Source organism: Dactylosporangium sp. CA-139066 (genome assembly GCF_050936175.1).
Lineage (GTDB): Bacteria > Actinomycetota > Actinomycetes > Mycobacteriales > Micromonosporaceae > Dactylosporangium.
In genome coordinates, this window is the sequence record NZ_JBNJNH010000001.1 from 3,948,047 (window position 1) to 3,969,951 (window position 21,905).

Here is a 21,905-nt window from a genome sequence, read left to right on the forward strand (position 1 = left end):
GCGGTCCGTCAGAAGTGCGGGACACGCTCAGGCGGGCACGGCGGCGGCGCGGGCCAGCCAGGCCGAGGCGACGCAGTCGTACAGCGTGTGGCGCGGCCGCCAGCCCAGGTCGGCGGCGATCCGGTCGATCGCGGCGACCACCTCCGGCGCGTCCCCCGGCCGCGGCGGACCCGCCCGGGTCGGCACCGGCGCGCCCGCGATCTCGGCGACGGCGCGCAGCACCTCCAGGACCGAGTGGCCGCGGCCGGCGCCGGCGTTGTACACGTGCGCGTGGCGGTCGCCGGTGAGGCGCCGCGCGGCGCGCGCGTGGGCGTCGGCGAGGTCGGCGACGTGGACGTAGTCGCGCACGCCACTGCCGTCGGCGGTGGGCAGCGCCGTGCCGGCCACGGTGAGCGGCAAGCCGGTGCGCAGCGCCTCGAACGCCAGGGGGAAGAGGTTCGTGGTGCCGCGGTCCCCGAGATGCACGGCGGCGGCGCCGACGGCGTTGAAGTACCGCAGGGCGATCCACGAGATGCCGTGCGCGCGCCCGGCGGCGGCGATGAGCTGCTCCGCCGCGAGCTTCGTCATCCCGTACGGGCTGAGCGGCCGCGCCGGCGCGTCCTCGGCGACCGTCGGCGTCTCCGGGTGGCCGTAGACGGCGGCCGAGGAGGAGAACACGAGCCGGGAGACGCCGGCGGCGACCATCGCCTCGAGCACGGCCGCGGTGACGCCGACGTTCTGCTGGTAGTAGCGGATCGGGCGGCCCAGCGACTCCGGCGCCGACTTGCTGCCGGCCAGGTGCATGACCCCGGTGACGCCGTGCCGGTGCAGGGCCGCGCGGACCAGCGCCGGCTCCCCGGCGTCGCCGACGACCAGCGGCACGTCGGCGGGCAGCCGGGCCGGGTCGCCGGTCGACAGGTCGTCGAGGACGACGACGGGCTCGCCGGCGGCGCGCAGCCGCGCGACCACATGCGCGCCGATGTACCCGGCCCCACCGGTGACGAGCCAGCTCACGGCCGCACCGTGTCGTGCTCGCCGAGCGGGCCGAGGCGCAGCCCGCGGGCCCGGGACCAGTTGATCAGCCGGGGGAGGGCGTCGAGGGTACGCCGCCAGGAGCCCGCCGCCGAGGTGCAGTCCGAGTCGTGCAGCAGGATCGTGCCGCCGCCGACGAGCGTGCTCGTCACGTCCTCGACGATCGACTCCGGCGTGGCGCCGGCCCGCCAGTCGCGGCCCCACGCGGTCCACAGCTTCGGCTCCAGCCGCAGCCGCCGGCAGGCGACGAGGGCGGACGTGGTGAGCACCCCGTACGGCGGGCGGTACCAGCGCGGCTCCCCGCCGCCGAGCGAGCCGACGAGGTCCCGGGCCCGGGCGATGTCGTCGTACGTCGGGCGCGGGGCCCGCCACAGCAGGCAGCGGTGGAACCAGCCGTGCACGGCGACCTCGTGCCCGGCGGCGACGAGCTCCCGGCCGAGCCCGTGGTCGCGGTCGAGCATCGAGCCGAGCAGGAAGAACGTCGCCCGTACGTCGTAGTCGTCCAGCACCCGCAGGAACTTCGGCGTCGACTCCAGGTCGGGCCCGTCGTCGAACGTGAGCGCGATGTGATCGGGGGCCCCGGTGCCGGCGAGCCCGGGCAGCAGGGCGCGCCGCCCGGGCGCGAACGAGCTGAGCGCCGGCAGCGCGTGCGCGGCGAGCCCGGCGACGGTGACGGCGGCGAGGGCGCGTTTCATGCGGTCACCGCCAGCTCGGTCAGGACCGTCTCGGGCAGTACCGGCGAGGGTGTGAACCGGTCGCCCCGGCCGAGCGCGGCCCGCAGCCCGGCGGCGAGGCTCGCCCGGTCGCGCAGCCACGGCACCCACCCGATGCGGTCGAGGACCTCGGCGTTCGTGGCGCCGTGCCCGGGCAGGCAGCGGTACGTCACGACCGGCACCCCCGCGGTCAGGGCCTCCAGCGACGACAGCCCACCGGCGTTCTGGACCACGACGTGGCAGGCGCGCAGCAGGGCCGGCATGTCGTCGACCCAGCCGAGCGCGGCGACCCGCCCGGAGCGGTTGAGCCGCCGCCGCAGCGCGTCGTTGCGGCCGCACGCGACGACCGGCACGGCCAGGCCGGTGCCGGCGATGTCGAGGGCGGCCCGCTCGACCGCGCCGACGCCCCAGGCCCCGGCGACGACGAGCGCCCGCGGCCCGCGCGCCGGCAGCCCCGCCGGAGGCGGCCCGGTCCGGGCGAACTCCGGCCGTACCGCGGGCGCGACCACCCGCACGTCGGTCGCGCCGAGCTCCTTGGCCTGCCGGGCCGCGTCCTCGTGCAGGGCCAGGTGCACGTCCACGCCGCCGGCGACCCAGGCCGGGTGCACGGACAGGTCGGTGAGGTAGGTCGCGACGGGCGCGTGCAGCCGGCCCTGCCGGCGCAGGCGGCCCAGCACCTGGCTGGCGAGGGGGTACGTCGAGACGACCAGCCCCGCGTCCGGCCCGACGGCGGCGAGCATCGCGTCGTCGGCGGCGACCGTGAGCCCCGTGGCCGGCCCGCCGAGCGCCAGCAGCCATCCCCAGCTGCGCGGCGCGTACGTGAGCTGGCGACGGTAGAGGCCGCGCAGCAGCACGCCGGCGCGGCCGGGTAGCACGTCGACGAAGTCGTGGCGATGCACGGTGTGGCCGTGCTCCCGCAGCCGCCGGGCGAGCTCCGCGGCGGCGCCGTCGTGGCCGGCGCCGAAACTGCCCGAGACGATGTGCACGGATGGAAGCCGGTGCATCTGACCTCCCTTGTCGACCCCGGCCGGTGCCCGGATGCAGGGATGGTGGTCGCGCCGACCTGAAGGATTGCTGAACACCCCGCCTGCACGCGGCCGCGGCCGGACGGTCTAGATTCACGTTCATGACCGGTGGCGGGGGCAAACGGGCGGCAGCGCTGGGTATCACGATCGCGACGGCCATGCTGGCCTTGGCGGCCTGCGGCGGACACAACAACGACGGGCCTGGCCAGGCGGAGCCGGCCGAGTCCACGACCGTCGCGCCCGAGCCGGTCGCCGCGCTCGGGCCGGCCGCGGCCGCGCCGTCGGCGAGCCACAGCCCGACGCCGTCGCGCCGGCCGTCCACGAGCAAGTCGCCGGTCGTGCCGTCGAAAGACCCGGCCAAGGTCTCCCAGCCGCTGCCCCCGGCCCCGCATCCGCCCGCGGCGCCGCCCAGCTCGCCGGCGCCGGGCGCGAGCTGCCCGACCTACGCCGGCCCGAAGGCGCCGGCGGCCGACGTGCGTTCGGCCCTCGACGCGGCCGCGGCCAAGCAGTTCTGGCCGGTGAGCGCGCCGTCGATCAGGCTGCCGGCCCGGCTGCTGTACGCCGTGGCCTGGCAGGAGAGCGGCTGGCAGTCGACGATCGTCGCGTGCGACGGCGGCATCGGGACCATGCAGATCATGCCCGCCACGGCCACCTGGATGAACACCAGGTTCGAGACCTCGTACGACCTGAACACGCTCAACGGCAACGTCATGATCGGCGGAGAGTACCTCGCCTGGCTCGTGAAGTACTTCGGCGACGCCTACTACCAGGCCAGCTACGACCTGACCGTCCCGGCCCCGGCCGGCGGCGTGTCGCTGCTGGACAGCGTCGTGGCGGCGTACAACTACGGGCCCGGCGCCATCGATCCGACGAAGGGCCGGGCGGGCATCCCCAACCAGCGCTACGTCGACAACGTCGAGGCGCTGATGACCAACTGCCCCTGCGTGCCCTGAGCGGAGGAAGCCATCAGCCGGAGGCGATCTGACGTGGCGCCGGCCGGGCGCTGATCAGCAGCAGGCAGCCCGCGGCGCTGATCAGACCGCACAGCAGCAGCGCCGCCCGGTATCCGAGCGCCTGCGCGGTCGCGCCCGCGACGAGCCCGGAGACCAGCGATGCGGTGATGAACGCGTTGCCGAACAGCGCCGTCGCGCGGCCGGTGGCCTCGGGCATCAGGTCCTGGATGTAGGTGATGCCCAGCGCGTTGACCGCGGCGATGGCCACACCGCGGGCCACCTGGGCAGCGAGCAGCAGCGGCAGGCTGGAGCCGGCCGGGACGAGCGCGAAGTACACCACGAACAGCAGCATGCCCAGCAGGATCACCCGCTGCTGGCGTACCCGGGCCGGCAGCAGGATCAGGCTCAGCGCCGCCGGTATCTCCGCCAGTGCGCCCGTGCTGGCCAGCAGCCCCACGTCCTGGTCGGGCCGGGCCAGGGTACGGGTGACGTACAGCGGCAGCGCGACCGAGCCGGCGCACATCGCCGTGTTGAACAGCGTGAAACTGGCCGCCACCAACAGCACCGGCCGCCGCAGCCAGGACGGCGTCCGCGACTGCGGCGCGGACCGGGGTGCGACCGGCGTCGCGCCCAATAGCAGCAGCGGTACCGTGATCAGCGCGAACGCCAGGGATGTCAGCTGGAGCAGGCCGCCATATCCCCGCCACGCCAGCGCCGCCGACCCGAGGATCGGGCCGATGGCCCAGGCCAGCGAGAACACCGACCGCAGCGCCAATGTTCCGCGTCCCGGCGCGCCACCGGACGCCCGGTCCAGGTGGGTACGCGCCAGCGCGAACACCTGTGAGAAGGCCGCCAGGCCGGCGCCGAGCAGGCCCGCCCCGATGACCAGCAGCAGGGCGTACCTGGTGGTCGTGCTCAGCGCGAGGTACCCGACGGCCGGCGCCAGCACGGCGACCAACGCCGGCCACCGGCCGGCACCGCGGTCGAACCGGCGACCGAGCCAGGGCGTGACGAACAGGCCGCTGACGGCGATGACGGAGAGGAATACGCCTACCTGAAGTGGAGACAGGCGCGCCCGGTCCGCACCGAACAGCACCAGATACGGCCCGATCATGGAGTCGGCAATGCCCAGCAGGAGGACGCAGACCAGCAGGTGCGGCAGCTTCGCCTCGACCACGCGCCCCGCGCCGAAGACCATCTGCATCCACATCCCTGGATCGCGACGGCAGCAGCGCCCGCCACAGCGGCATCGACGGCGGTACCTGCCGTGCCGGGCGCGCCGGGGACGCTACCAGCTCACCAACGTCACCGTCACTCCGTCCGCGCGCTCCGCAATGGCTGTTCATCGATGGCGTCTGCCGCTCACCAGCGCGCAGCGGTCGATTCCCGCTCGGCCGGCACCGCTGTCCAGGACGCGCACCGTTGCAAGTTTCAACGGGCGGCGTGCGTACGGGTCCGGCCCGGTTCACGCCGGGGGCCGGCCGAACACGGCGACGCGTTTCTGCACGATGCCGCCGATGGTGGTGAACTCACCGCCCGCGGTGACGGTGCCGGTGACCGGGCCGGCGGCCAGCGCGCGTACGCCGACGATGCCGTTGGCCTGCGGCGCCCAGTCGGTGAGCTGCCCGGACGGCCCGACCGCGGCGAGCTTGACCCGGACCGCCGAGCCGTCGGTGCAGATGCCGCGGGCCTTGTTGCGCGTGGTGGTGCAGGCCGCGTCGAAGTGCCCGCCGAGGTACGTGATCCCGTCCAGGACCGTCACGGCCTGCACGTCGCCGTCGAACACCCGCTGCCAGCTCAGCGCGCCGGACGGGGTGTAGGCGGCGGCGCGGCCGCCCTGCCCGCCCATCGCCACCGCGACGAACGACGGGGCCGGGTCGGGGCCGTCGGTGGCGGCGACGCCCAGCACGACCGCCGGCGGGTTCGGCCGGAACCCGCGCTCCGCCGCGCCGGTCGCCGGGTCGAGCGCGGCCAGGCGCAGCGCGGGCGTGCCGTTGACGCGATGGAACCCGCCGCCGGCGTAGACCCGGGTCGTCGTGACGGCCAGGCCGGCGACGGTGTCGTCGGTGCCGGGCGTCCAGCCGGTGTCGAGGGTGCCGTCGGCGAGGGTGAACGCGGCGAGGTTGGCGCGGGCGGCGCCGTCGACGGCGGTGAACCGGCCGCCCAGGTACAGCCGGCCGTGCCCGGTGGCCAGGGTCGCCGGCTGCCCGGCGATGCGGTGCTGGAACCCCGTGACCGTGCCGCTGCCGGCGTCCAGCGCGGCGAGCCGCTGCCGGGCCGCGCCGCCGACGGTGCCGAAGTCGCCGGCCGCGTACACCGTGTCGTCGGCCACGGCGAGCGCCCGGACGGTCGCGTCAGCGCTCGGCGCCCAGCTCAGCAGGTTGCCGGTGCCCGCGTCGAACGCGGCCAGCCGCAGCCGCGGCACCCGGTGCCCGCCCACGACGGCGGCGGTGAACGCGCCACCCACGTACACCGTCGAGCCGCGGTAGGCCACCGCGTAGACCGGCCCGTCGAACGACGGCGCCGGCGACGCCGTACCGGAAACCACCACTGCGGCCGCCGGCACCGCGCACAGTGCCGCGAGCACGCCGGCGAGGACCGGCAACCGGCGCCACGACAATCGTAGGTTTCGGGCTAATCGAGCGAATCGGGCGAAGGGCATGGCGGTGACCGTAGCGGGCGCGGGCCGTGCCGGCGGCCGGCAATCCATCGATCGATGCCCGCCCCGGCGAAGTCTGGCCGATCGACCGAGCCCGCACGCATGGCTGTGCCCGCGCCGCGCAACGCCCACCCCGGCCGCGTCGTTGCCCTCGGCCGGGGTCAGGCGATGCCGGACTTGGCGACCGTGCCGGGTTGCGGCTGGTAGATGTCGGGCTCGACGAAGATGAGCGTGGCGATCGGCACCGCCGCCCGGATCCGGGCCTCGGCGCTGTTCGTCGCGACGCTGATGTCCTCGGCCACGGTGCCCGCCGCGACGGTCACCTTCACCGCGACGAGTAGCTCGTCCGGGCCGAGGTGCATGGTGCGCAGGTGCACGACCCGGTCGAAGAGCGCCTCGGTGAGCAGCGCCTCGCGGATCTTGGCGATGTTCGCCTTCGACGCGGACTCACCGACGAGCAGGCTCTTGGTCTCCATCGCGAGAATCCAGGCGATCGCAACGAGCAGCAGGCCGATGACGAGCGTGGCGATGCCGTCGAAGACCGCGTTGCCGGTCAGCACACTCAACCCCACGCCGAGCAGCGCGACGACGAGGCCGGTGACCGCGCCCGCATCTTCGAGCAGAATCGTCGGCAGCTCCGGGGCCTTGGCGTGGCGGATGAACTGCCACCAGGTCCGGTTGCCGCGGGTCTCGTTCGCGGACCTCGCCGCGGTCAGCAGCGCGTAGCCCTCGAGGCCGACCGCGATCACCAGGATGATCACGGCGACGAGCGGGTTGTCCAGGTCCTTCGGATGCAGGATCTTGTGGTAGCCCTCGTACAGTGCGAACAGCCCGCCGAGGGTGAACAGCACGATCGAGACGATGAACGCGTAGATGTAGCGTTCGCGGGCGTAGCCGAACGGGTGCTGCTCGTCGGCTGCCTTCTTCGCCCGCCGCCCCCCGACGAGCAGCAGCGCCTGGTTCGTGGTGTCGGCGAGGGAGTGCACCGCCTCGGCCAGCATCGACGACGACCCGGTGATCAACGCGCCGACGCCCTTGCTCACCGCGATGCCCAGGTTTGCCGCCAATGCTGTCAGCACCGCCCGGGTACTGCCACCTTCCGCCGCCACCGACACCAACCTCCACGATCGTCTGCCCGGGCGCCGGACGGGCCTCGAGTCGATCACCAGTGTCGCAGACACCCGCAGCTCCGGCCGACGCCGGCAGAAGGCCCCGGCGGTGCCGGGGTGCCGGCCGCCATCGGTCAAGATGGGTGGGTGCGCACCACAGCGACCGTCCGAGCCACCAGTCTCGGCTGCGGTGCCGCCGCGACCGCGCTGCTGGCCGCCGCGTACGCGGCGACCACCGCGACCATGATCCTGGCGGTGGCGGCCCTGGCCGTGGCCGGCCTGGTGACCCAGCTGCCGCGTCCGGTCATCCCGGCCGCGGCGCGCGCCGCCCGGCGGGACCGGCTCCTGCTGCCGTTGATGGCGAGTGTGGCCGTGTCCACGCCGGCCGCGCTGTCCGTCGTGTGGGCGGCGGTCACCCCGGCCGGTCCGATCCCGTGCGTCGGGCCGTCCGGCACCGCCCGCCTCGAGCTCGCCGCCGCGTTCGCCGTCCAGCTCGGTGCCGCGATCGTGGTGCTGCGGGCCGCGCAGCAGGACCGCGGGCACGCGTCCTGGCGGGCCTACCTGCGGCACAACCCGCACATCCGGGCCTCGCTGACGATCGTCGTGCACGTGGCCGCGGCGACGGCGACGCTCGCCGCGCTCGCCGGCGTCGCCGCCTGCCACGTCAGCCATACCCGGCTCTGGGACACCGTCGCCGCGGGCACCGTCGCCGCCGCGATCACCGGCGTCGACCTGCTCCTCGCCGCTCGGCTCGTCGGTCTGGCCGTGCTCGCCCCGGCCCGCGCGGCCGACACCGACGGCATCGAGCTCGCCCTGCTCGCCGCCGACATCCGCTCCGTCGCCCAGCTGCACGTCGTCCACGTCACCCACGACGAGCTCATGGTCACCGCCCGCGTCGGGCTGCCCGCCGACGCCGACGTCGCGGAGACCCTGCACCGCGCCCGCGCGCACATCCGCGACTTCGTCCCCTCCGCCCGCCACATCTACCTGCAGCCCGACTCGACGGCGTGATCGTCACGGCGTGGCCCGGGCGGGCGGCGCGCCGGCCCGGGCCGCGACCGCGGTCAGCAGGGCCACGCAGCCGAGCCAGGCCGCGGGCAGCGCCGGGGTGACCGGCCACGTCGGCAGCGGCAGTGCCGGCAGCTCCGCCGGGGCGCCGAAGATCGGCAGCGCCCACCCGGTCAGCCGCCACACGGCCAGCGACACCACCAGACCGAGTACGCCGGCCGCCACGACCAGCAACGGGTACGTCCACAGGGCGGCCCGCCGGGCGGTGCGCCGCGGCAGGCCCTGCCGCCGCAGCGCCGCCTGGTCGGCCGCGCGCGACGCCCGGTCGACGGCGGCGATCATCGTGATGCCGCCCGCGGCGAGCAGGATCGCCAGCGCCGCCGTGAACAGGTGGAACCACAGGGCCAGGGCCGGGCCCTCGGCGTCCAGGCGCGCCCGCGCGGTGGCCGGGTCGCGCTCGCCGGTGACGATCAGGCCGGCGGCGCTCAGGCGCGACCGGAGGTCCGGCGGGGCGTCGGCGGACAGCCACACCTCGGGGAACCGGGCGCCGCCGCCGTCGGCCGAGATCCGGTCGGCGTACTCGAGGTCGACGATCGCGCCGACGGTGCCCAGGCGCGGCAGCGCGGCCGCCCGGCCCGCCTCCCGCACCTCGGTGGGGACGTCGTCCAGGCCCGCCAGGCGGGGACCCAGCGGTACCGTCGCCAGCACCGGCAGGGGATAGGGCGCGTCGGCGGGCTGGATCCAGGCGCCGCCGGTGAGCACGCCCGAGATCGCGAAGCGCAGCCCGTCGCCGGTCGCGGTCAGGGTGCCGCCCGTGGCGCGCCAGTGCGCGGCGTCAGCCAGGTCGGCCCGGGCCGCCGACAGGCCGCGCAGCGTGATCTGCGCGTCGACCGCCGCGCCGCCGAGGCGGTCGGTGCCGAACTTGAGCGCGGCCAGGCGGCAGCCGTCGCGGCAGACCGCGTCGGTCTTCTGCAGCGTGTACGGGCCGGTGGTGACGGCGCCGAGATCCAGCACGGCCGAGCCGCGGCCGGTCACCGACGTCAGGACCGCCTTGACGCGCACCGGCTCGTTGCCGGCGCTGCGCACGTCCACGTCGAAGCGGGCCGGGCCCGGGTCGAGGACCACCGGGTCGCGGGCCGGCGGGTGCAGCAGGGCCGGGATCTGCGCGGGGTCGACGCCGCCGTACTGCGGCAGCCACGGCACCACCGCCGGCAGCCGCGCCGCGTCGACGGCCAGCTTCGACGGTTCGCCGGGGGCGCCCGGCGGCAGCTGCGCCACCGCCATCGCGTAGCGGCCCTGCGGGTCGGCGCGGTGCACCGCGTAGAGCAGCTGCTGGCGCGTCACCGGGCCGACCGACAGCACCCGCGCGCCGCCGGTGCCGATCCGGGCCGCCAGGTCGCGGTCCCGGGCGGCCACGTCGGTGGCGCTGACCGCGTAGCCGAGCACGGCCACGGCCGCGGTGAGCAGCAGCAGCATCCGCTGCGCGGCCGGGCGGCGGCCGGCCTGCAGCGCGGCCAGGGCCACGCCCAGCCGGCCCCGGCGCAGCCCCCACCGGCCGACCGCCCGCGCGGCCGGGGCGAGCAGGTGAGCGCAGCCGACGGCGAGCGCCACCATGCACAGGGCGGCGGCGAGCATGCCGACGCCGTCGAGCCGGCCGCCGCTGGTGAACAGCTGCACCACCGCCCCGGCGGCGAGCACCGCCACGACGGTGCCGGCCCGCCAGCCCAGCGACGCGCGCAGCCGCACCCGGCGCAGCAGCTCGGCGACCGGGCGGGCCAGGTGAGCGCGCTGAGCGGCGACGGCGACGAGGACGGCGCCGGCGGCGGTCGCGGCCGCATAACCGGCGCCGTCGAGGGTGAGCACCGGGGTGCCGATGCCGGGAAGACGCCACGCGACCAGCGAGCCGACGGCGAGGCGCCCGGCCAGGAACCCGGCCACGGCGCCGCACAGGATCGCGGCCACCGTCTCGCCGGTGGCCAGCAGCAGCCGGTGCCACCACCGCGCGCCGCGCAGCGCCACCACCGCCAGCTCCGGGCGGCGCCCCTCCGAGCCGTAGTCGACCGCGAGGTACAGCGCCAGGTAGGCGAGCAGCAGCAGCGGCACCGCGCCCGCGGGCACGCTGCGGCGGCCCAGCGCCCGGCTCTGCTCCACCCGGTCGATGAGCGCCGGCAGGCCCGTGCTCACCTGGTACTCGCCGCTGACCTGCCGGGCCCGCTGCTGCAGCGCGGCCACCTGGGCGCGCAGCGCCGCCACGTCGGCGAACGGGCCCGGCCCGGCGGTCGCGTCGAGCGTCACCGTCACCTGCTTGGGCCGCAGCAGCCCGACGGTCGCCGGGTCGGTGAAGACCGGCTCGGCCGGCTCGCCGGTGGGGCCGGCGGCGAAGTAGTCGTGGGCGCCCCAGTACTGGTCGCGGACGTCGGCCGGGCGGTAGATGCCGGCGATGGTCACCTCGGCCGGCGGACCGTCCGGCGTGAACGTGACCCCGGCGGTCAGCCCGCCGGGGACGATCCGGGCGTAGGTGACCGTCGCCCGGTCGCCGGCGGCCAGCTCGAGCCGGCGGGCGGTACCGTCGCCGACCAGGATCTCGCCGGAGCCGAGCAGGCAGCGCCCGCTCAGCAGCCGCAGGTGCGCGCACACGTCCTGGCGGTAGACGGCCCGGGAGCTGAGGTCGCCGCCGGTCTCCAGCCCCAGGACGTGGAACTCGGCCGCGTAGACGTGGTCGAAGCCGGGCTGGTCGAGCAGGGCGCCGGCGACGCTGTCGAAGTCCGACTGGGCGGCCTGGCCGCGGGTGTCGGCGAGGGCGCTGACGGTGATGGAGCGCTCGGCCGGCGTGGCCGCGGCGACCTCGCCCCGCACCACGGCCGCGTCGACGGCCCGCAGGTAGGCCGGCACCGCGACGGTCGCGCCGACGGCCAGCATGGTGAGCAGCAACAGGGTGAGCGCCTGCCCGCGCCGGCTGCGCAGCATCGCCAGGACGAGCCCGATCATCGCTGGTACCCCTTGGCGTCGCCGGTGCGCAGCGCGCCCGCGGAGGCGGCGGCGAGGATCGCGAGGCTGAGCAGCGCGGCGAGGGCGAGCGCGGCCGGGTGCAGTGCCGGCGGCGGCGCGGCGGGGCGCCAGTCGTCGACGAACGCGGCGACCGGGCCGCCGGCGAGCCGGCCGGCGAGGACGGCCACGAGCACGCCGCCGAGGGCGCCGAACACGAGCAGCGCGGCCTGGCCGCCGGCGGCCGCGCCGACGGCGGTGCGGGCCGGCAGCCCCTGGGCCCGCATCGCGCGCTGCTCGGCGGCGCGGACCCGCCGCTCGACGCCGACCGCGACGCCGGCGGCGACCGCGGCGAGCAGCAGGCCGGCGGCCGCGGACAGCAGCCGGAAGCGGGCGGCGAACGCGGGGCCCTGCTCGGCCAGGCGGGCGGTGTGCTCGGCGGCGGTCTCGGTGCCGAGGACGTCCACGCCGGCCGCGGCGAGGCGCTGCACCAGGGCGCGGGCGGCGGCGGGCGAGACGCCGGCGGCGACCCAGACCTGCAGCGTGCCGGGGACGGTGGCGCCGGGCACGGCGTTGCGCACGGCGTCGAGGTCGACGAGCAGGCCGGTGCGGCCGAGGGCGGGCAGGGCGGCGGGCGCGGGGGCGGGCCGCAGCGGTACCCCGTGCGTGCCGAACATCGTCGTGGACGGCTCGTCCGACGACCAGGCCCGCGGCGCGTCACCGGCGAGGACGGCCGGGATCGGCAGGGGGCTGTCCACGACGTACGCGTGGGTGTCGGGCTTGACGACGGTCGTCGTCCCCTCCTCGTCGTCCGAGGGCGGCGGTTGCGGCACCCGCAGCGTCAGCGCCTGGCGGCGCGGCGCGACGACGAGGGCGGCGCCGCTCAGCGCGGCCCGCCACGAGCGGGGGTCGCCGAGGCGGGCGCCGTCGAGCACGGTCGCGTCGGGCCCGGACTGGCGCAGCCCGCGGATGACGAGCTCGGCGCCGGCCGGCGGGGCCTCAGGCTTGGCGCCGCCGGTGCCGGGCGGCCCGGTGAGGGTGAGGCCGACGAGCCGGCAGCCGGGGGCGGCGGCGCAGCCGGCGAGCGGGGCGGCGGCGTCGTGCTCGCCGGGCGCGATCGGGCCGAGCCGCGCGGAGACGAGCGCGCCGGTGCCGGCGTGGGCAAGCTGGACCTCCAGCCACAGCGGCGCCGGCGCGTGGTTGACGACGGTGGCGACGAGCCCGGTGCCGCCGACCGCCGGCAGCGGCTCCGGCGGGGCGGGCAGTGCGGCACGGGCCGCGTTCAGGGCGTCGGAAAGCGCCGCAGTGGTACCCCCGGAGACCGCCACCAGCCGCGCGGCGTCCACGGCCAGGATCGGCGGGGCGGCGGTGTCGTCGACGGCGACGGCCATCGCGGCGCGGCCGGTCGGGTCGGCCGACCGCACGGCGCTGAGCAGCGCGCTCTGCCCGGCGGCGCGCACGGTGAGCACCTGGGCGGCGCCGAGCTCCTCGGCGGTGCGTTCGGCGCGGGCGTCGCGGCCGGCGAGCAGGTCCTGGCCGGCCAGGCCGAGCAGGGCGACCGCGACGGTGACGACGGCGAAGATCCGGTCGATGCCGGGGCGGCGGTGGTACTGCAGCGCGGCCAGGGCCACCCGCAGCCGCCCGGCCCGCAGTGCCGCGCGCCCGGCCCGCCCGGCGAGGGCCGTCACCAGCCGGGCCAGCAGCACGGCCGCGGCGAAGGCGAGCAGGACGGGGGCGACGAGGCCGAGCCCGGACGGTACCGCCGCCGGGGCCTGGGCCCGCAGCTGGAAGAGCGCGGCGGCGGCGCCGAGGACCAGCAGCAGGTCGAACAGGGCCGCGCCGCGCCGGCCGGGCGCGGGGGCGCGCCGCAGCAGCTCGGCGACGCCGGCGCGCAGCAGGGGCAGGTCGGCCAGCACCAGCAGGGCGAGGCCGGCGGTGACGGCGACGGCGGCGGTGACCGCGGCGGCCGGGTAGGCGGTGGCGGGCGCGGCGGCACCGGCGGCGAGGCGGGCCGCGGCCCAGCCGAGCCCGGCCCCGACCGGCAGCGCGGCGAGCATCGGCAGCAGGTGCTGGGCGACGGTGAGCCGGAAGATGCGGGCCCGGGCGGCGCCGCGCAGCTTCAGCAGGGCGTAGTCGGGGCGGCGGTCCTGGGCGGTGTAGCGGCCGACGATGCCCAGCGCGAGAGCGCACAGCACGAGCGCCTGCACCCAGCCGGCGAGCACGCCGCGGCGGGTGGCGGTGCGGTCGGCGGCGATCCGTTCGAGCAGCTGCTGGGGCGGCCCGGCGTAGTCGAAGCCGGCGGCCTTCAGCGCGTAGCCGGTGGCGTCGAGCCCGGCGGTGAGCAGCGCCCGTGGCGCCTCGACGGCGTAGACGGCGGCGGGCGCGCCGAGGATGCCCGTGAACGCGCCGATCGGGACGAAGACCGGGTCGACGGTCTCGTCGCCGGCGACGATCCGGCCGGGGGAGAACATCGGGTCGGCCCACCACTGCCCGCCGGGGTCGTCGCGGTCGTAGACGCCGGTGACGCGCAGGGTGACGGCCGGGCCGCCGCCGGAGCGCTGCGCGGTGAGGCGCAGCTCGTCGCCGGCCTTGACGCCGAGCGAGGCGGCGGCGCCGCGGCTGACGGCGGCCTCGCCGGGCGCGCGGGGGCAGGCGCCGTCGAGGCGCATGTGGTCGCACGCGCCGTCGCGGTAGGCGACGGGCACGAGCCTGCCGAACCCGTCGACGGTGGCGGCGAGGGTCTGGACGAGCCCGAGCGTGACCGGCCCGGTCGGCGGGGGCAGCACCCGCTCGGCGGCCGCGCGGAAGTCGGCGAGCGCGGCGGCCGGGTCCTCGCCGGTGGCCGCGGGCCGGTGCACGGAGAGCAGCCGCTGCCCGGCGGGGGCGTCGGCGAGGTCGGCGGCGGTGGTGCGCTCGGCCGCGCCGGCGTCGAAGAGCGGCCCGGCGGCGGCCACGGCGACGAGGAGCGCGGCGAGGGCGAAGACGGCCAGGCTCTGCGCGCCGCGTCGCCGCAGCGCGCCGATCACCAGTCGCAGCATGGGCGGGACCTTACCGGCTGCGCGCAGAGAGCGCTCTCCCGCTTTCGGTGCGGGCGGTGCGCGGCCGCCGGTGGACCGTGTCAGCCGGTGGCGTCCGGGTCGGGCGGCTGTCGTGGCGGGCGGGCCGTGAGTGCGGCGGCGCCGGCCAGGAGTACGTCGGCGACCGTCATGACCGCGCGTGACAGCAGGGCCACCGCGGCGGCCTCGGCGGCGCCGGTCTGGGTGGTCAGCAGCGCGATCAGCAGCACGTCCCGCGCGCCCGCGCCGGCCGGCGCGACGACGAGCAGGAAGCCCGCGCACCAGGCCAGCGCGAACCCGCCGACCGAGATGGCGGCGGCCTGGCCCGGGTGGTACGCCAGGGGCGCGAGCAGCAGCCAGACGTGCGTGCCGAACAGCAGCCACGACATGACCGACCAGCCGGTGGCGGCGAGCACGGCGCGGCCGGGGATCGGCCGGGCGGGCGGCGGGCGGTGGGTTGCCCGCAGTGCGAGGGCGAGGGCGCCGTTGATCAGCCGCGGGTGCAGGGCGGCGGCGACGACGGGCACGGTGGCCAGCAGCCACCAGTACCGGGCGTCCCGGCCGGCCAGCGCCGCGGGCAGGGTCGCGGCCGCGGTCAGCAGGCCGGCGGCGAGGGACAGGAACATGGTCAGCAGGGCGGCGGTACTGCTGCGATGGCGGGGTACGGCGTGGGCGCGGGCGAGCTCCATCTGGGCGACGATCGGCCACACCGAGCCGGGGATGTACTTGCCGAGCTGGCCGACGAAGAACACCTGCGCTGCCTTGGCCGCGGGCAGGTCGCTGCCGAGCCCGGCCAGGATCGCCCGCCAGGCCTGCAGCGTGGCCGCCAGGCCGGCCAGGGCGGCGGCCGAGCCGGCGAGCACCGCGCCCGCGCCGATCTGCCCCGCCGACGCGACGATCGCGTGCCGGTGCGGGGCGAGCGCGGCCGCGCCGCCGAACACGGCCACGGCCAGGAATCCCCACCGGACCCAGCGGCTGGCCACCACCGCGCGGCCCAGCCGTACCGCGCCGGCGGCCAGCGGGGCCGTTGCGCGGCCCCACCTTCCGGGGCGCGGCGCTGCTCCCGCTCCGGCCGGAGGCGGTGGGGATGATCTCCGGCGGAGCATCGCCCGAGCCTATCCCTCCGCTCGGCGGCGCTGAGCCCGGTATGCCCCGGCCGCGCGGGGGCCGGGCTGTTGCGGCACTGTCATACGGCGTCGGTATTTCCGTCGTAATCGTGACGGACAATGACGCGGTGATCAGGACGGCGTCGCGGCGGCATCGCTCGGGCGTGTTTCGTCAGGCGCCGGTCACAGTGGCCGCCCCGTGGCGGCGGGCGCTGCTGGCGCCGAGTGCCCGGGCCGGTTCGCTGCTGCTCGTCCTGCCGGCCCTGCCGGTCCTCGCGGTGACCGGCTGGCTGCTCGTGGCGGTGCCCCTGGCGGCGCTCGGCGGCTTCTATTGGTGGACGGTACTGCCCGCGGCCGCGCTCGTGGTGACCCTGCTGGTGCGGTGGGCGTGGCCGCGGCTGCTCGCCGAGCGGGCGCGGCCGGTCCCGTGGTGGGTGCTCGTCGCCACGCTGCTCGTCGCGGCCGGGTTCGCCGCCCTGGCCATGGTCACGCACAGCGAGCAGGCGGTGCTGCACCGCGATGCCGGCACGTACGCCCAGATCGGCCTGTGGCTCAGCGGGCATCCGGGTCTGACGTCGCCGGTGCCGGCGGAGGCGTACGGCCCCGCGGCGGACATGGTCAACTTCGCGCACCCGGGGTTCTACGTCCAGGGCGGCCGGATCGTGCCGCAGTTCATGACCGGCTGGCCGACGATGCTCGCGGCCGGCTACTGGGCCGGCGGCTGGACCGGGATCTTCCTGCTGCCGGGGATCGTCGGCGCCTGCGCCGTGCTGGCGGTCGCCGGGCTCGCCGCCCGGCTGTGCGGGCCGCGGTGGGCGCCGTTCGCCGCGCTGCTGCTGGCCGCGGCGTGGCCGGTGCTGCGGGTGAGCCAGACGACCTACTCGGAGCCGCTGGCGTGCCTGATGCTCGCCGGCGGCCTCAGTCTCCTCGTCGCCGGCTGGTCGGCGCCCGCTTCGGCCGGGGGGCGCCGACCGGCGGTCGTGCTGCTGGGCCTGGCCGGGCTGGTGCTGTCCGCCGGCGAGCTCGTCCGGTTGGACATGGGCGTGGACTTCGCGCTGGTGCTGCCCGCGGTCGGCTGGTGGTTTCTGCGCCGCCGACCGGGCGCCCCGGCGTTCGTGGCCGGGGCGCTGCTCGGCGGCGGCCTCGGCTACCTCGACTGCCGGTATGTGACCCTGCCGTACATCGAGGTGAACTGGTCCTCGGTCCGGCTCATGATCGTGTTGCTGGTGGCGTCGGTGATCGGCACCGTCGCGGGCGTCGTGGCGCTGCGCCGCCGGCCGCTGCGGCTGGGCCCGGCCCGGCGCCGCACGATCGCCCGGGCCACGGTGGCCGCGGTCGTGATCGGCGGGTTCCTGCTGGCGGCCCGGCCGCTGCTGTACGTCGACCGCTCCATCACCGCGCCGGACACGATGGACTATGTCGCCTCGCACCAGGACGCGTTCGGCCTGCCGGTCGACGGCCGCCGCGGCTACGCCGAGCAGAGCCTGGACTGGGTCGCCTGGTACGTCGGCTGGCCGGCCGTTGCGCTCGCCGGCGCCGGGATCGCGGCGGCCGCCTCCGCCGCCGTCCGGGGCCGCGGCTGGCGGCTGCTGCCGGTCCTGCTGGTGTACGGCGGTTCGGGGCTTGCATCGCTGCTGCGCCCGGCGATCACCCCTGACCATCCGTGGGCGGACCGGCGCCTGGTGCTCGAGGTGCTGCCCGCCGTGGTGATCTTTGCGACGTTCGCGCTGGCCCGGGTCGTACCCGCGCTGCGGCGCGCCACGTGGCCCGGATCATCGACCGTGGTACCGGCGATGCTCGTGCTGGCCGCCGTCGTGCCGGCCGTCGCGATCTGCGTGCCGCTGGCGCCGCACCGCACCGAGCTCGGCGAGCCCGCGGCCGCGGCGGCCGTGTGCCGGGCGCTGCGGCCCGACGACGCCGTGATCATGATCGACACCCAGTGGGCGCCGACGGTGCGCAACGAGTGCGGCCTGCCGGTCGCGGCGCTGCCGGACCCGACGGTCGAGCGGCTGCAGGCGGTGGTCACGGCGGTCCGGCGGACCGGGCACGATCCGGTGCTGATGTCCTCGTCGACCCTGCCGCTGCTGCCGTACGGCCAGCCGCTGGAGCGGGTGGTGTACCAGGACGAGCGGGAGGACCAGCATCAGCTGGTGCGCCGTCCGACCGGGACCGACTCCCGCCGCCTCGAGTGCTGGCTGGTGCGGCCGTGACCGACGCGGCCCGCGCCGGCGGCCCGTCCGTCGTCTTCTTCGGCACCTACGACACGGCCACGCACCCACGGGTGCTCGTCCTGGTGCAGGGACTGCGGGCGCTGGGCGCGAGCGTGGTCGAGTGCAACGCGCCCCTCGGCATCGGCACCGCCGAGCGGGTCGCGGCGCTGCGCCGGCCGTGGCGGGCGATCCCGTTGTCGGCCCGGCTCGGCCGCCGCTGGTGGCGGCTGGCCCGGGCCGCCCGTGCGCTGCGGCCCGGCCGCGGTGGCCCGGGCGTGGACGCCGTGGTCGTCGGCTACCTCGGGCTGTTCGACATCCATCTGGCGCGGCTGCTGTTCCGCGCCGCCCCGATCGTGCTGGACCACATGGCGCCGGCCGCGGCCACCGCGGCCGACCGGCGGCTCGGCGGGGGAGGGCGGGGCCGGCTGCTGCGGGCCGTGGACCGGGCCGCGCTGGCCCGCGCCGACCTGGTCGTCGTCGACACCGGCGAGCATCGTGACACCCTGCCGGAACCGGCCCGCTCACGCGCCGTCGTCTGCCCGGTCGGCGCGGCCGACGGCTGGTTCGCCGCGGGCGCCGCCGCGCCGCCGCCCGATGCCGGCGGGCCGTTGCGGGTGGTGTTCTTCGGCCTGTACACGCCGCTGCAGGGTGCCCCGGCGATCGGCGCCGCCGCCGCGCTGCTGGCCGGGCGGCCGGTCCGGTTCACGATGATCGGGCACGGGCAGGACGAGGCGGCGACCCGGCGGGCCGCGGGCGGCGCCGACGTCGAGTGGCGCTCGTGGGTCGATGCGGCCGAGCTGCCCGCCCTGGTCGCCGGGCATGACGTGTGCCTGGGCATTTTCGGCACCGGCGCCAAGGCGGCGCGGGTCGTGCCGAACAAGGTCTTTCAGGGCGCGGCCGCCGGTTGCGCCGTCGTCACGTCGGACACCGCGCCGCAGCGGCGGGCCCTCGGGGCCGCGGCCGTCTTCGTGCCGCCCGGCGACCCGGTCGCGCTCGCCGCGGCCCTGGACCGCCTCGCCACCGACCGGACCGAGCTGGCCCGGATGCGGGCGGCCGGTCGCGACCTCGCGCAGCGAGACTTCACCCCCGCCCGCGCCGCGGCCCCGCTGTGGCCCTGGATCACTGGAGTGACGACCTGATGGAGCTGGACCGCTCGGCGCCGCTGTCGCTCAACGCGTGGCTGCGCCTCGACGTCGTCGACCGGCTGCTGCCGCCGCAGGCCACCGACGTGCTCGAGGTCGGCTGCGGCCAGGGCGGGTTCGCGGTGCGGCTGGCCCGGCGGTACCGGTACACCGGCATCGAGCCCGACCCGCAGTCGTTCGCGGTCGCGCAGCACCGTCTCGGCGGTGCCGGGACGGTGGCGAACATCCGCCTGGAGGAGCTGCCGCCGGCCCGCTTCGATGTGGTGTGCGCGTTCGAGGTCCTCGAGCACCTCGACGACGACGTCGCCGCGGTCGCCGCGTGGGCCGGGCGGCTGCGCCCCGGTGGCCGGCTCGTGGTGTCCGTGCCGGCCTACCAGCACCGCTTCGGCCCCGCCGATCAGCTCGTCGGGCATGTGCGCCGCTACGACCCGGCCGGCCTGGAAGCCCTGCTCGCCGGGGCCGGGCTGGAGCGGGTGGAGGTCCGCCACTACGGGATGCCGCTGGGGTACGCCCTCGAAACCGGCCGCAACATCATTGCCCGGCGGCGCCTGCGCCGGGTCGGCGACGTCCTGCCGGCGCAGCGCACGGCCGCCTCGGGCCGGCTGCTGCAGCCGGCCCGGCCGCTGCGCGGCCTGGCGCACCGCTGGGGCACGCTGCCGTTCCGTCTGCTGCAGCGGGCGAGCCCGGGCCGGGGCCCCGGGCTCGTCGCCGTGGCGAGTGCACCGACGCCCGCCGCCGGAGGGGGATCGGCGGCGGGCGTCAGGCGTCCGGGCGGGACCGGACGATGAGGTCGGCCAGCAACGCGAGGGAGCCGATGATGAGCCCGGTCAGGAACACCATGACGGTGTTGTTGGCCAGCCGCACCGGGTGGACGATCACGTCGAACACGCTCTTCACCGCGCCGATGCCGAGCAGCAGCAGGGCGAGCGGCATCAGGGCCTTGAGCGGGTTGAAGTACATGACCATCCGCAGCACCTGCAGCAGGTACCGGTAGGCGTCACGGACGAACCGGAACTTCGAGCGCCCGGCGCGCTTGGCGTATTCGATCGGCACGTACGCGACCGGGTGCTGGTTGGACAGGAAGGCGAGCGTGATCGTGGTGACGCAGGAAAATCCGGGCGGCAGCAGGCGCAGGTAGGGCGCGGCGACGCTGCGCCGGAACGCCCGCAGCCCGGAGTTGAGGTCCGGGATCGGCTGCCCCACCAGCCACTCGGCGATCTTGCGGATCGTCCACTTGGCCGGGATGCGCAGCAGTCGATGGCTGCCCTGCTCCGACCGGCGGGCCCCGACCACCTGATCGACGGACCGGTCGTCGAGCAGCCGGCGCACCAGCTCCGGGATCCGCTCGTTCGGGTACGACAGGTCCGCGTCGGTCCACACCACGATCTCGCCGCGGGCCAGCCGTGATCCGAGCCGCCGGACCGTGCCGGCGCCGCCGTTGCGCGGCATGGCGATCACCTGCAGGTGCGGCAGCGCCGCCTGCGCCTGGTGCAGCACGTCGAGGGTGGCATCGGTCGAGCCGTCGTCGATGGCGAGCAGCTCGTAGGTCAGGCCGGCGTCGTCCATCGCGGCGCAGATCCGGTCCAGCTCGGCCCGCACGTGTGCTTCCTCGTTGAAGCACGGCAGGACGATGGTCGCGACCGGCGGCGCCGGGTCGGTGCCCGTCTCCGGCTCGGCATGGGTCACGAAGCTCGAAGTCATGTTGCACTCACCGCCGGTTCGGGGCTGGGGTTCTGTGGCTCTTCCGCGGCCGGCGGGCCGCCGTTGCGGCGGCGGGCGCGCCAGCGGACGATCGGCTCGAGGGAACGGGCCAGGATCGGGCCGAGGACGGCCAGGATCAGCACGTAGGCCGCGGCCAGCGGGCCGATCCGGTCGTTGACGCCGGCGCTGACGGCGAGGCCCGCGATCACGATGTTGAACTCGCCGCGGGGCGTCAGGGCGACGCCGGCGCGGGCCCGGCCCAGCGGGCTGATGCCGGCCCGCCGCGCGGCCCACCAGCCGGTGGCGAGCTTCGTCAGGATGGAGACGAAGGCGAGTGCCACGGCGATGCCCAGCATCGGTGGCAGCGCGCCCGGGTCGGTGTGCAGGCCGAAGAAGACGAAGAACACGGCGGCGAACAGGTCCCGCAGCGGCGTGAGGAGCTCCCGCGCGGTGTGGGCCAGCGGCCCGGACAGCGCGATGCCGACGAGGAACGCGCCGACCGCGGCGGAGACCTGCAGCGCCTGGGCGACGCCGGCGACGAGGATCGTGAGGCCGAGCGCCTTGAGCAGCAGCACCTCCTCGTTGGGGGAGGCGACGAACAGTTCGACGTAGCGGCCGAAGCGCAGCGCCACGATCAGGATGACGGTGATCGTGACGGCGGCGATGGCGAGGGTGGTGAGCCCGGCGACCAGGCTGACGCCGGCGAGCAGGGCCGTCAGGATCGGCAGGTAGACGGCCATCGTGAGATCCTCGAAGACCAGCAGCGACAGCACGACCGGGACCTCGCGGTTGCCGAGCCACTGCAGGTCGGCGAGGACCTTGGCGGTGATGCCGGACGACGTCACGTACGTGACGCCGCCGAGGGCGACCGCGGCTACCGGGCCCCACCCCAGCAGCAACGCGGTCGCCACCCCTGGTGCGGCGTTGAGCACCAGGTCGACCACGCCGGCGACAGCGTTGTGCCGCAGCGTGCCGACGAGCTCCGGAGCGGTGTACTCCAGGCCCAGGGTGAACAGCAGCAGAATGACGCCGATCTCGGCGCCGGTCGCGGTGAACTCCTCGCTGGTGGCCAGCGGCAGGACGCCGCCCCGGCCGAACGCCAGCCCCGCCAGCAGGTACAGCGGGATCGGCGAGATGCCGAACCGCGCGGACACCGCCCCGAGCAGGCCGAGCCCGAGGATGACCGCACCGATTTCGATCAGCGCTTCGGCAGCATGCATGGGCGGC

Annotated in this window: 16 protein-coding genes; 5 read left to right on the forward strand and 11 right to left on the reverse strand. The window is 76.7% G+C overall.

Annotation, left to right across the window (positions count from 1 at the left end):
- Positions 1-27: 27 nt before the first annotated feature.
- Genes galE through ACQEVU_RS18065 form a run of 3 tightly spaced genes read right to left on the reverse strand, consistent with a single transcriptional unit; the run spans position 28 to position 2,728 of the window.
- Entirely contained in the window at positions 28-993 is a 966-nt protein-coding gene (gene galE, locus ACQEVU_RS18055) for a UDP-glucose 4-epimerase GalE (protein ID WP_433324891.1), read from the reverse strand.
- A complete protein-coding gene (locus tag ACQEVU_RS18060; protein ID WP_433324893.1) occupies positions 990-1,706 on the reverse strand; it encodes a polysaccharide deacetylase family protein in 717 nt (238 codons plus the stop codon). The genes galE and ACQEVU_RS18060 overlap by 4 nt, the downstream gene beginning before the upstream one ends.
- Positions 1,703-2,728 (reverse strand): MGDG synthase family glycosyltransferase, encoded by a 1,026-nt coding sequence (locus tag ACQEVU_RS18065; protein ID WP_433324895.1) that lies wholly within the window; start codon positions 2,726-2,728, stop codon positions 1,703-1,705. The genes ACQEVU_RS18060 and ACQEVU_RS18065 overlap by 4 nt, the downstream gene beginning before the upstream one ends.
- Before the next feature lie 122 nt (positions 2,729-2,850).
- Here ACQEVU_RS18065 and ACQEVU_RS18070 point away from each other — a divergent pair, with 122 nt between their 5' ends.
- On the forward strand, positions 2,851-3,702 hold the full coding sequence (locus ACQEVU_RS18070; protein WP_433324897.1) for a lytic transglycosylase domain-containing protein: 852 nt from the start codon (positions 2,851-2,853) through the stop codon (positions 3,700-3,702).
- Between the two features lie 13 nt (positions 3,703-3,715).
- Here ACQEVU_RS18070 and ACQEVU_RS18075 read toward each other — a convergent pair whose 3' ends face one another.
- The 3 genes from ACQEVU_RS18075 to ACQEVU_RS18085 all read right to left on the reverse strand — a co-directional run bounded on the left by ACQEVU_RS18075 (position 3,716) and on the right by ACQEVU_RS18085 (position 7,470).
- Entirely contained in the window at positions 3,716-4,906 is a 1,191-nt protein-coding gene (locus ACQEVU_RS18075) for a sugar efflux transporter (protein ID WP_433324899.1), read from the reverse strand.
- A gap of 261 nt (positions 4,907-5,167) precedes the next feature.
- Positions 5,168-6,307, reverse strand: coding sequence for a hypothetical protein (locus ACQEVU_RS18080; RefSeq protein ID WP_433324901.1), 1,140 nt, complete (start codon positions 6,305-6,307; stop codon positions 5,168-5,170).
- 215 nt (positions 6,308-6,522) lie between these two features.
- On the reverse strand, positions 6,523-7,470 hold the full coding sequence (locus ACQEVU_RS18085; protein WP_433324903.1) for a cation diffusion facilitator family transporter: 948 nt from the start codon (positions 7,468-7,470) through the stop codon (positions 6,523-6,525).
- 147 nt (positions 7,471-7,617) lie between these two features.
- Here ACQEVU_RS18085 and ACQEVU_RS18090 point away from each other — a divergent pair, with 147 nt between their 5' ends.
- The gene (locus ACQEVU_RS18090; RefSeq protein WP_433324905.1) at positions 7,618-8,481 is read left to right on the forward strand and encodes a hypothetical protein; all 864 of its coding nucleotides are present in this window, start codon (positions 7,618-7,620) and stop codon (positions 8,479-8,481) included.
- 3 nt (positions 8,482-8,484) lie between these two features.
- On the opposite strand, the gene ACQEVU_RS18095 is transcribed toward ACQEVU_RS18090, so the two are convergent.
- The 3 genes from ACQEVU_RS18095 to ACQEVU_RS18105 form a co-directional block, all read right to left on the reverse strand.
- Entirely contained in the window at positions 8,485-11,466 is a 2,982-nt protein-coding gene (locus ACQEVU_RS18095; RefSeq protein WP_433324907.1) for an FtsX-like permease family protein, read from the reverse strand.
- Positions 11,463-14,501 carry an FtsX-like permease family protein gene (locus tag ACQEVU_RS18100; RefSeq protein ID WP_433324909.1) on the reverse strand — a complete coding sequence of 1,013 codons (3,039 nt, stop codon included), beginning with the start codon at positions 14,499-14,501 and terminating at the stop codon, positions 11,463-11,465. The genes ACQEVU_RS18095 and ACQEVU_RS18100 overlap by 4 nt, the downstream gene beginning before the upstream one ends.
- 80 nt (positions 14,502-14,581) lie before the next feature.
- Positions 14,582-15,625 carry a lysylphosphatidylglycerol synthase domain-containing protein gene (locus tag ACQEVU_RS18105; RefSeq protein WP_433324911.1) on the reverse strand — a complete coding sequence of 348 codons (1,044 nt, stop codon included), beginning with the start codon at positions 15,623-15,625 and terminating at the stop codon, positions 14,582-14,584.
- Positions 15,626-15,735: 110 nt separating this feature from the next.
- Between ACQEVU_RS18105 and ACQEVU_RS18110 the strand changes: the two genes are divergently transcribed.
- From ACQEVU_RS18110 to ACQEVU_RS18120, 3 genes are read left to right on the forward strand one after another with little or no spacing between them, the layout of a single operon-like run.
- Positions 15,736-17,835 carry a hypothetical protein gene (locus ACQEVU_RS18110; RefSeq protein WP_433324913.1) on the forward strand — a complete coding sequence of 700 codons (2,100 nt, stop codon included), beginning with the start codon at positions 15,736-15,738 and terminating at the stop codon, positions 17,833-17,835.
- Entirely contained in the window at positions 17,832-18,974 is a 1,143-nt protein-coding gene (locus ACQEVU_RS18115) for a glycosyltransferase (RefSeq protein WP_433324915.1), read from the forward strand. Before ACQEVU_RS18110 ends, ACQEVU_RS18115 begins: the two co-directional genes overlap by 4 nt.
- Positions 18,974-19,765: a class I SAM-dependent methyltransferase gene (locus ACQEVU_RS18120; protein WP_433324917.1), complete on the forward strand. Its 792-nt coding sequence runs from the start codon at positions 18,974-18,976 to the stop codon at positions 19,763-19,765. The genes ACQEVU_RS18115 and ACQEVU_RS18120 overlap by 1 nt, the downstream gene beginning before the upstream one ends.
- Here the strand turns inward: ACQEVU_RS18120 and ACQEVU_RS18125 are convergent.
- Together ACQEVU_RS18125 and ACQEVU_RS18130 are read right to left on the reverse strand one after the other, a co-directional pair.
- Positions 19,737-20,678, reverse strand: coding sequence for a glycosyltransferase family 2 protein (locus ACQEVU_RS18125; RefSeq protein ID WP_433324919.1), 942 nt, complete (start codon positions 20,676-20,678; stop codon positions 19,737-19,739). The two genes, ACQEVU_RS18120 and ACQEVU_RS18125, sit on opposite strands and share 29 nt — an antisense overlap.
- Positions 20,675-21,898 (reverse strand): cation:proton antiporter, encoded by a 1,224-nt coding sequence (locus ACQEVU_RS18130; protein ID WP_433324921.1) that lies wholly within the window; start codon positions 21,896-21,898, stop codon positions 20,675-20,677. Before ACQEVU_RS18130 ends, ACQEVU_RS18125 begins: the two co-directional genes overlap by 4 nt.
- Positions 21,899-21,905: the final 7 nt, after the last annotated feature.

Excerpts from the sequence above, each read along its gene's own strand:
- ACQEVU_RS18060 (WP_433324893.1), bottom strand. The coding sequence starts at position 1,706 with ATGAAACGCGCCCTCGCCGCCGTCACCGTCGCCGGGCTCGCCGCGCAC.
- ACQEVU_RS18120 (WP_433324917.1), top strand. The coding sequence starts at position 18,974 with ATGGAGCTGGACCGCTCGGCGCCGCTGTCGCTCAACGCGTGGCTGCGC.
- ACQEVU_RS18070 (WP_433324897.1), top strand. The coding sequence starts at position 2,851 with ATGACCGGTGGCGGGGGCAAACGGGCGGCAGCGCTGGGTATCACGATC.
- ACQEVU_RS18105 (WP_433324911.1), bottom strand. The coding sequence starts at position 15,625 with ATGCTCCGCCGGAGATCATCCCCACCGCCTCCGGCCGGAGCGGGAGCA.
- ACQEVU_RS18100 (WP_433324909.1), bottom strand. The coding sequence starts at position 14,501 with ATGCTGCGACTGGTGATCGGCGCGCTGCGGCGACGCGGCGCGCAGAGC.
- ACQEVU_RS18130 (WP_433324921.1), bottom strand. The coding sequence starts at position 21,898 with ATGCATGCTGCCGAAGCGCTGATCGAAATCGGTGCGGTCATCCTCGGG.
- ACQEVU_RS18095 (WP_433324907.1), bottom strand. The coding sequence starts at position 11,466 with ATGATCGGGCTCGTCCTGGCGATGCTGCGCAGCCGGCGCGGGCAGGCG.
- ACQEVU_RS18065 (WP_433324895.1), bottom strand. The coding sequence starts at position 2,728 with ATGCACCGGCTTCCATCCGTGCACATCGTCTCGGGCAGTTTCGGCGCC.
- ACQEVU_RS18075 (WP_433324899.1), bottom strand. The coding sequence starts at position 4,906 with ATGCAGATGGTCTTCGGCGCGGGGCGCGTGGTCGAGGCGAAGCTGCCG.
- ACQEVU_RS18125 (WP_433324919.1), bottom strand. The coding sequence starts at position 20,678 with ATGACTTCGAGCTTCGTGACCCATGCCGAGCCGGAGACGGGCACCGAC.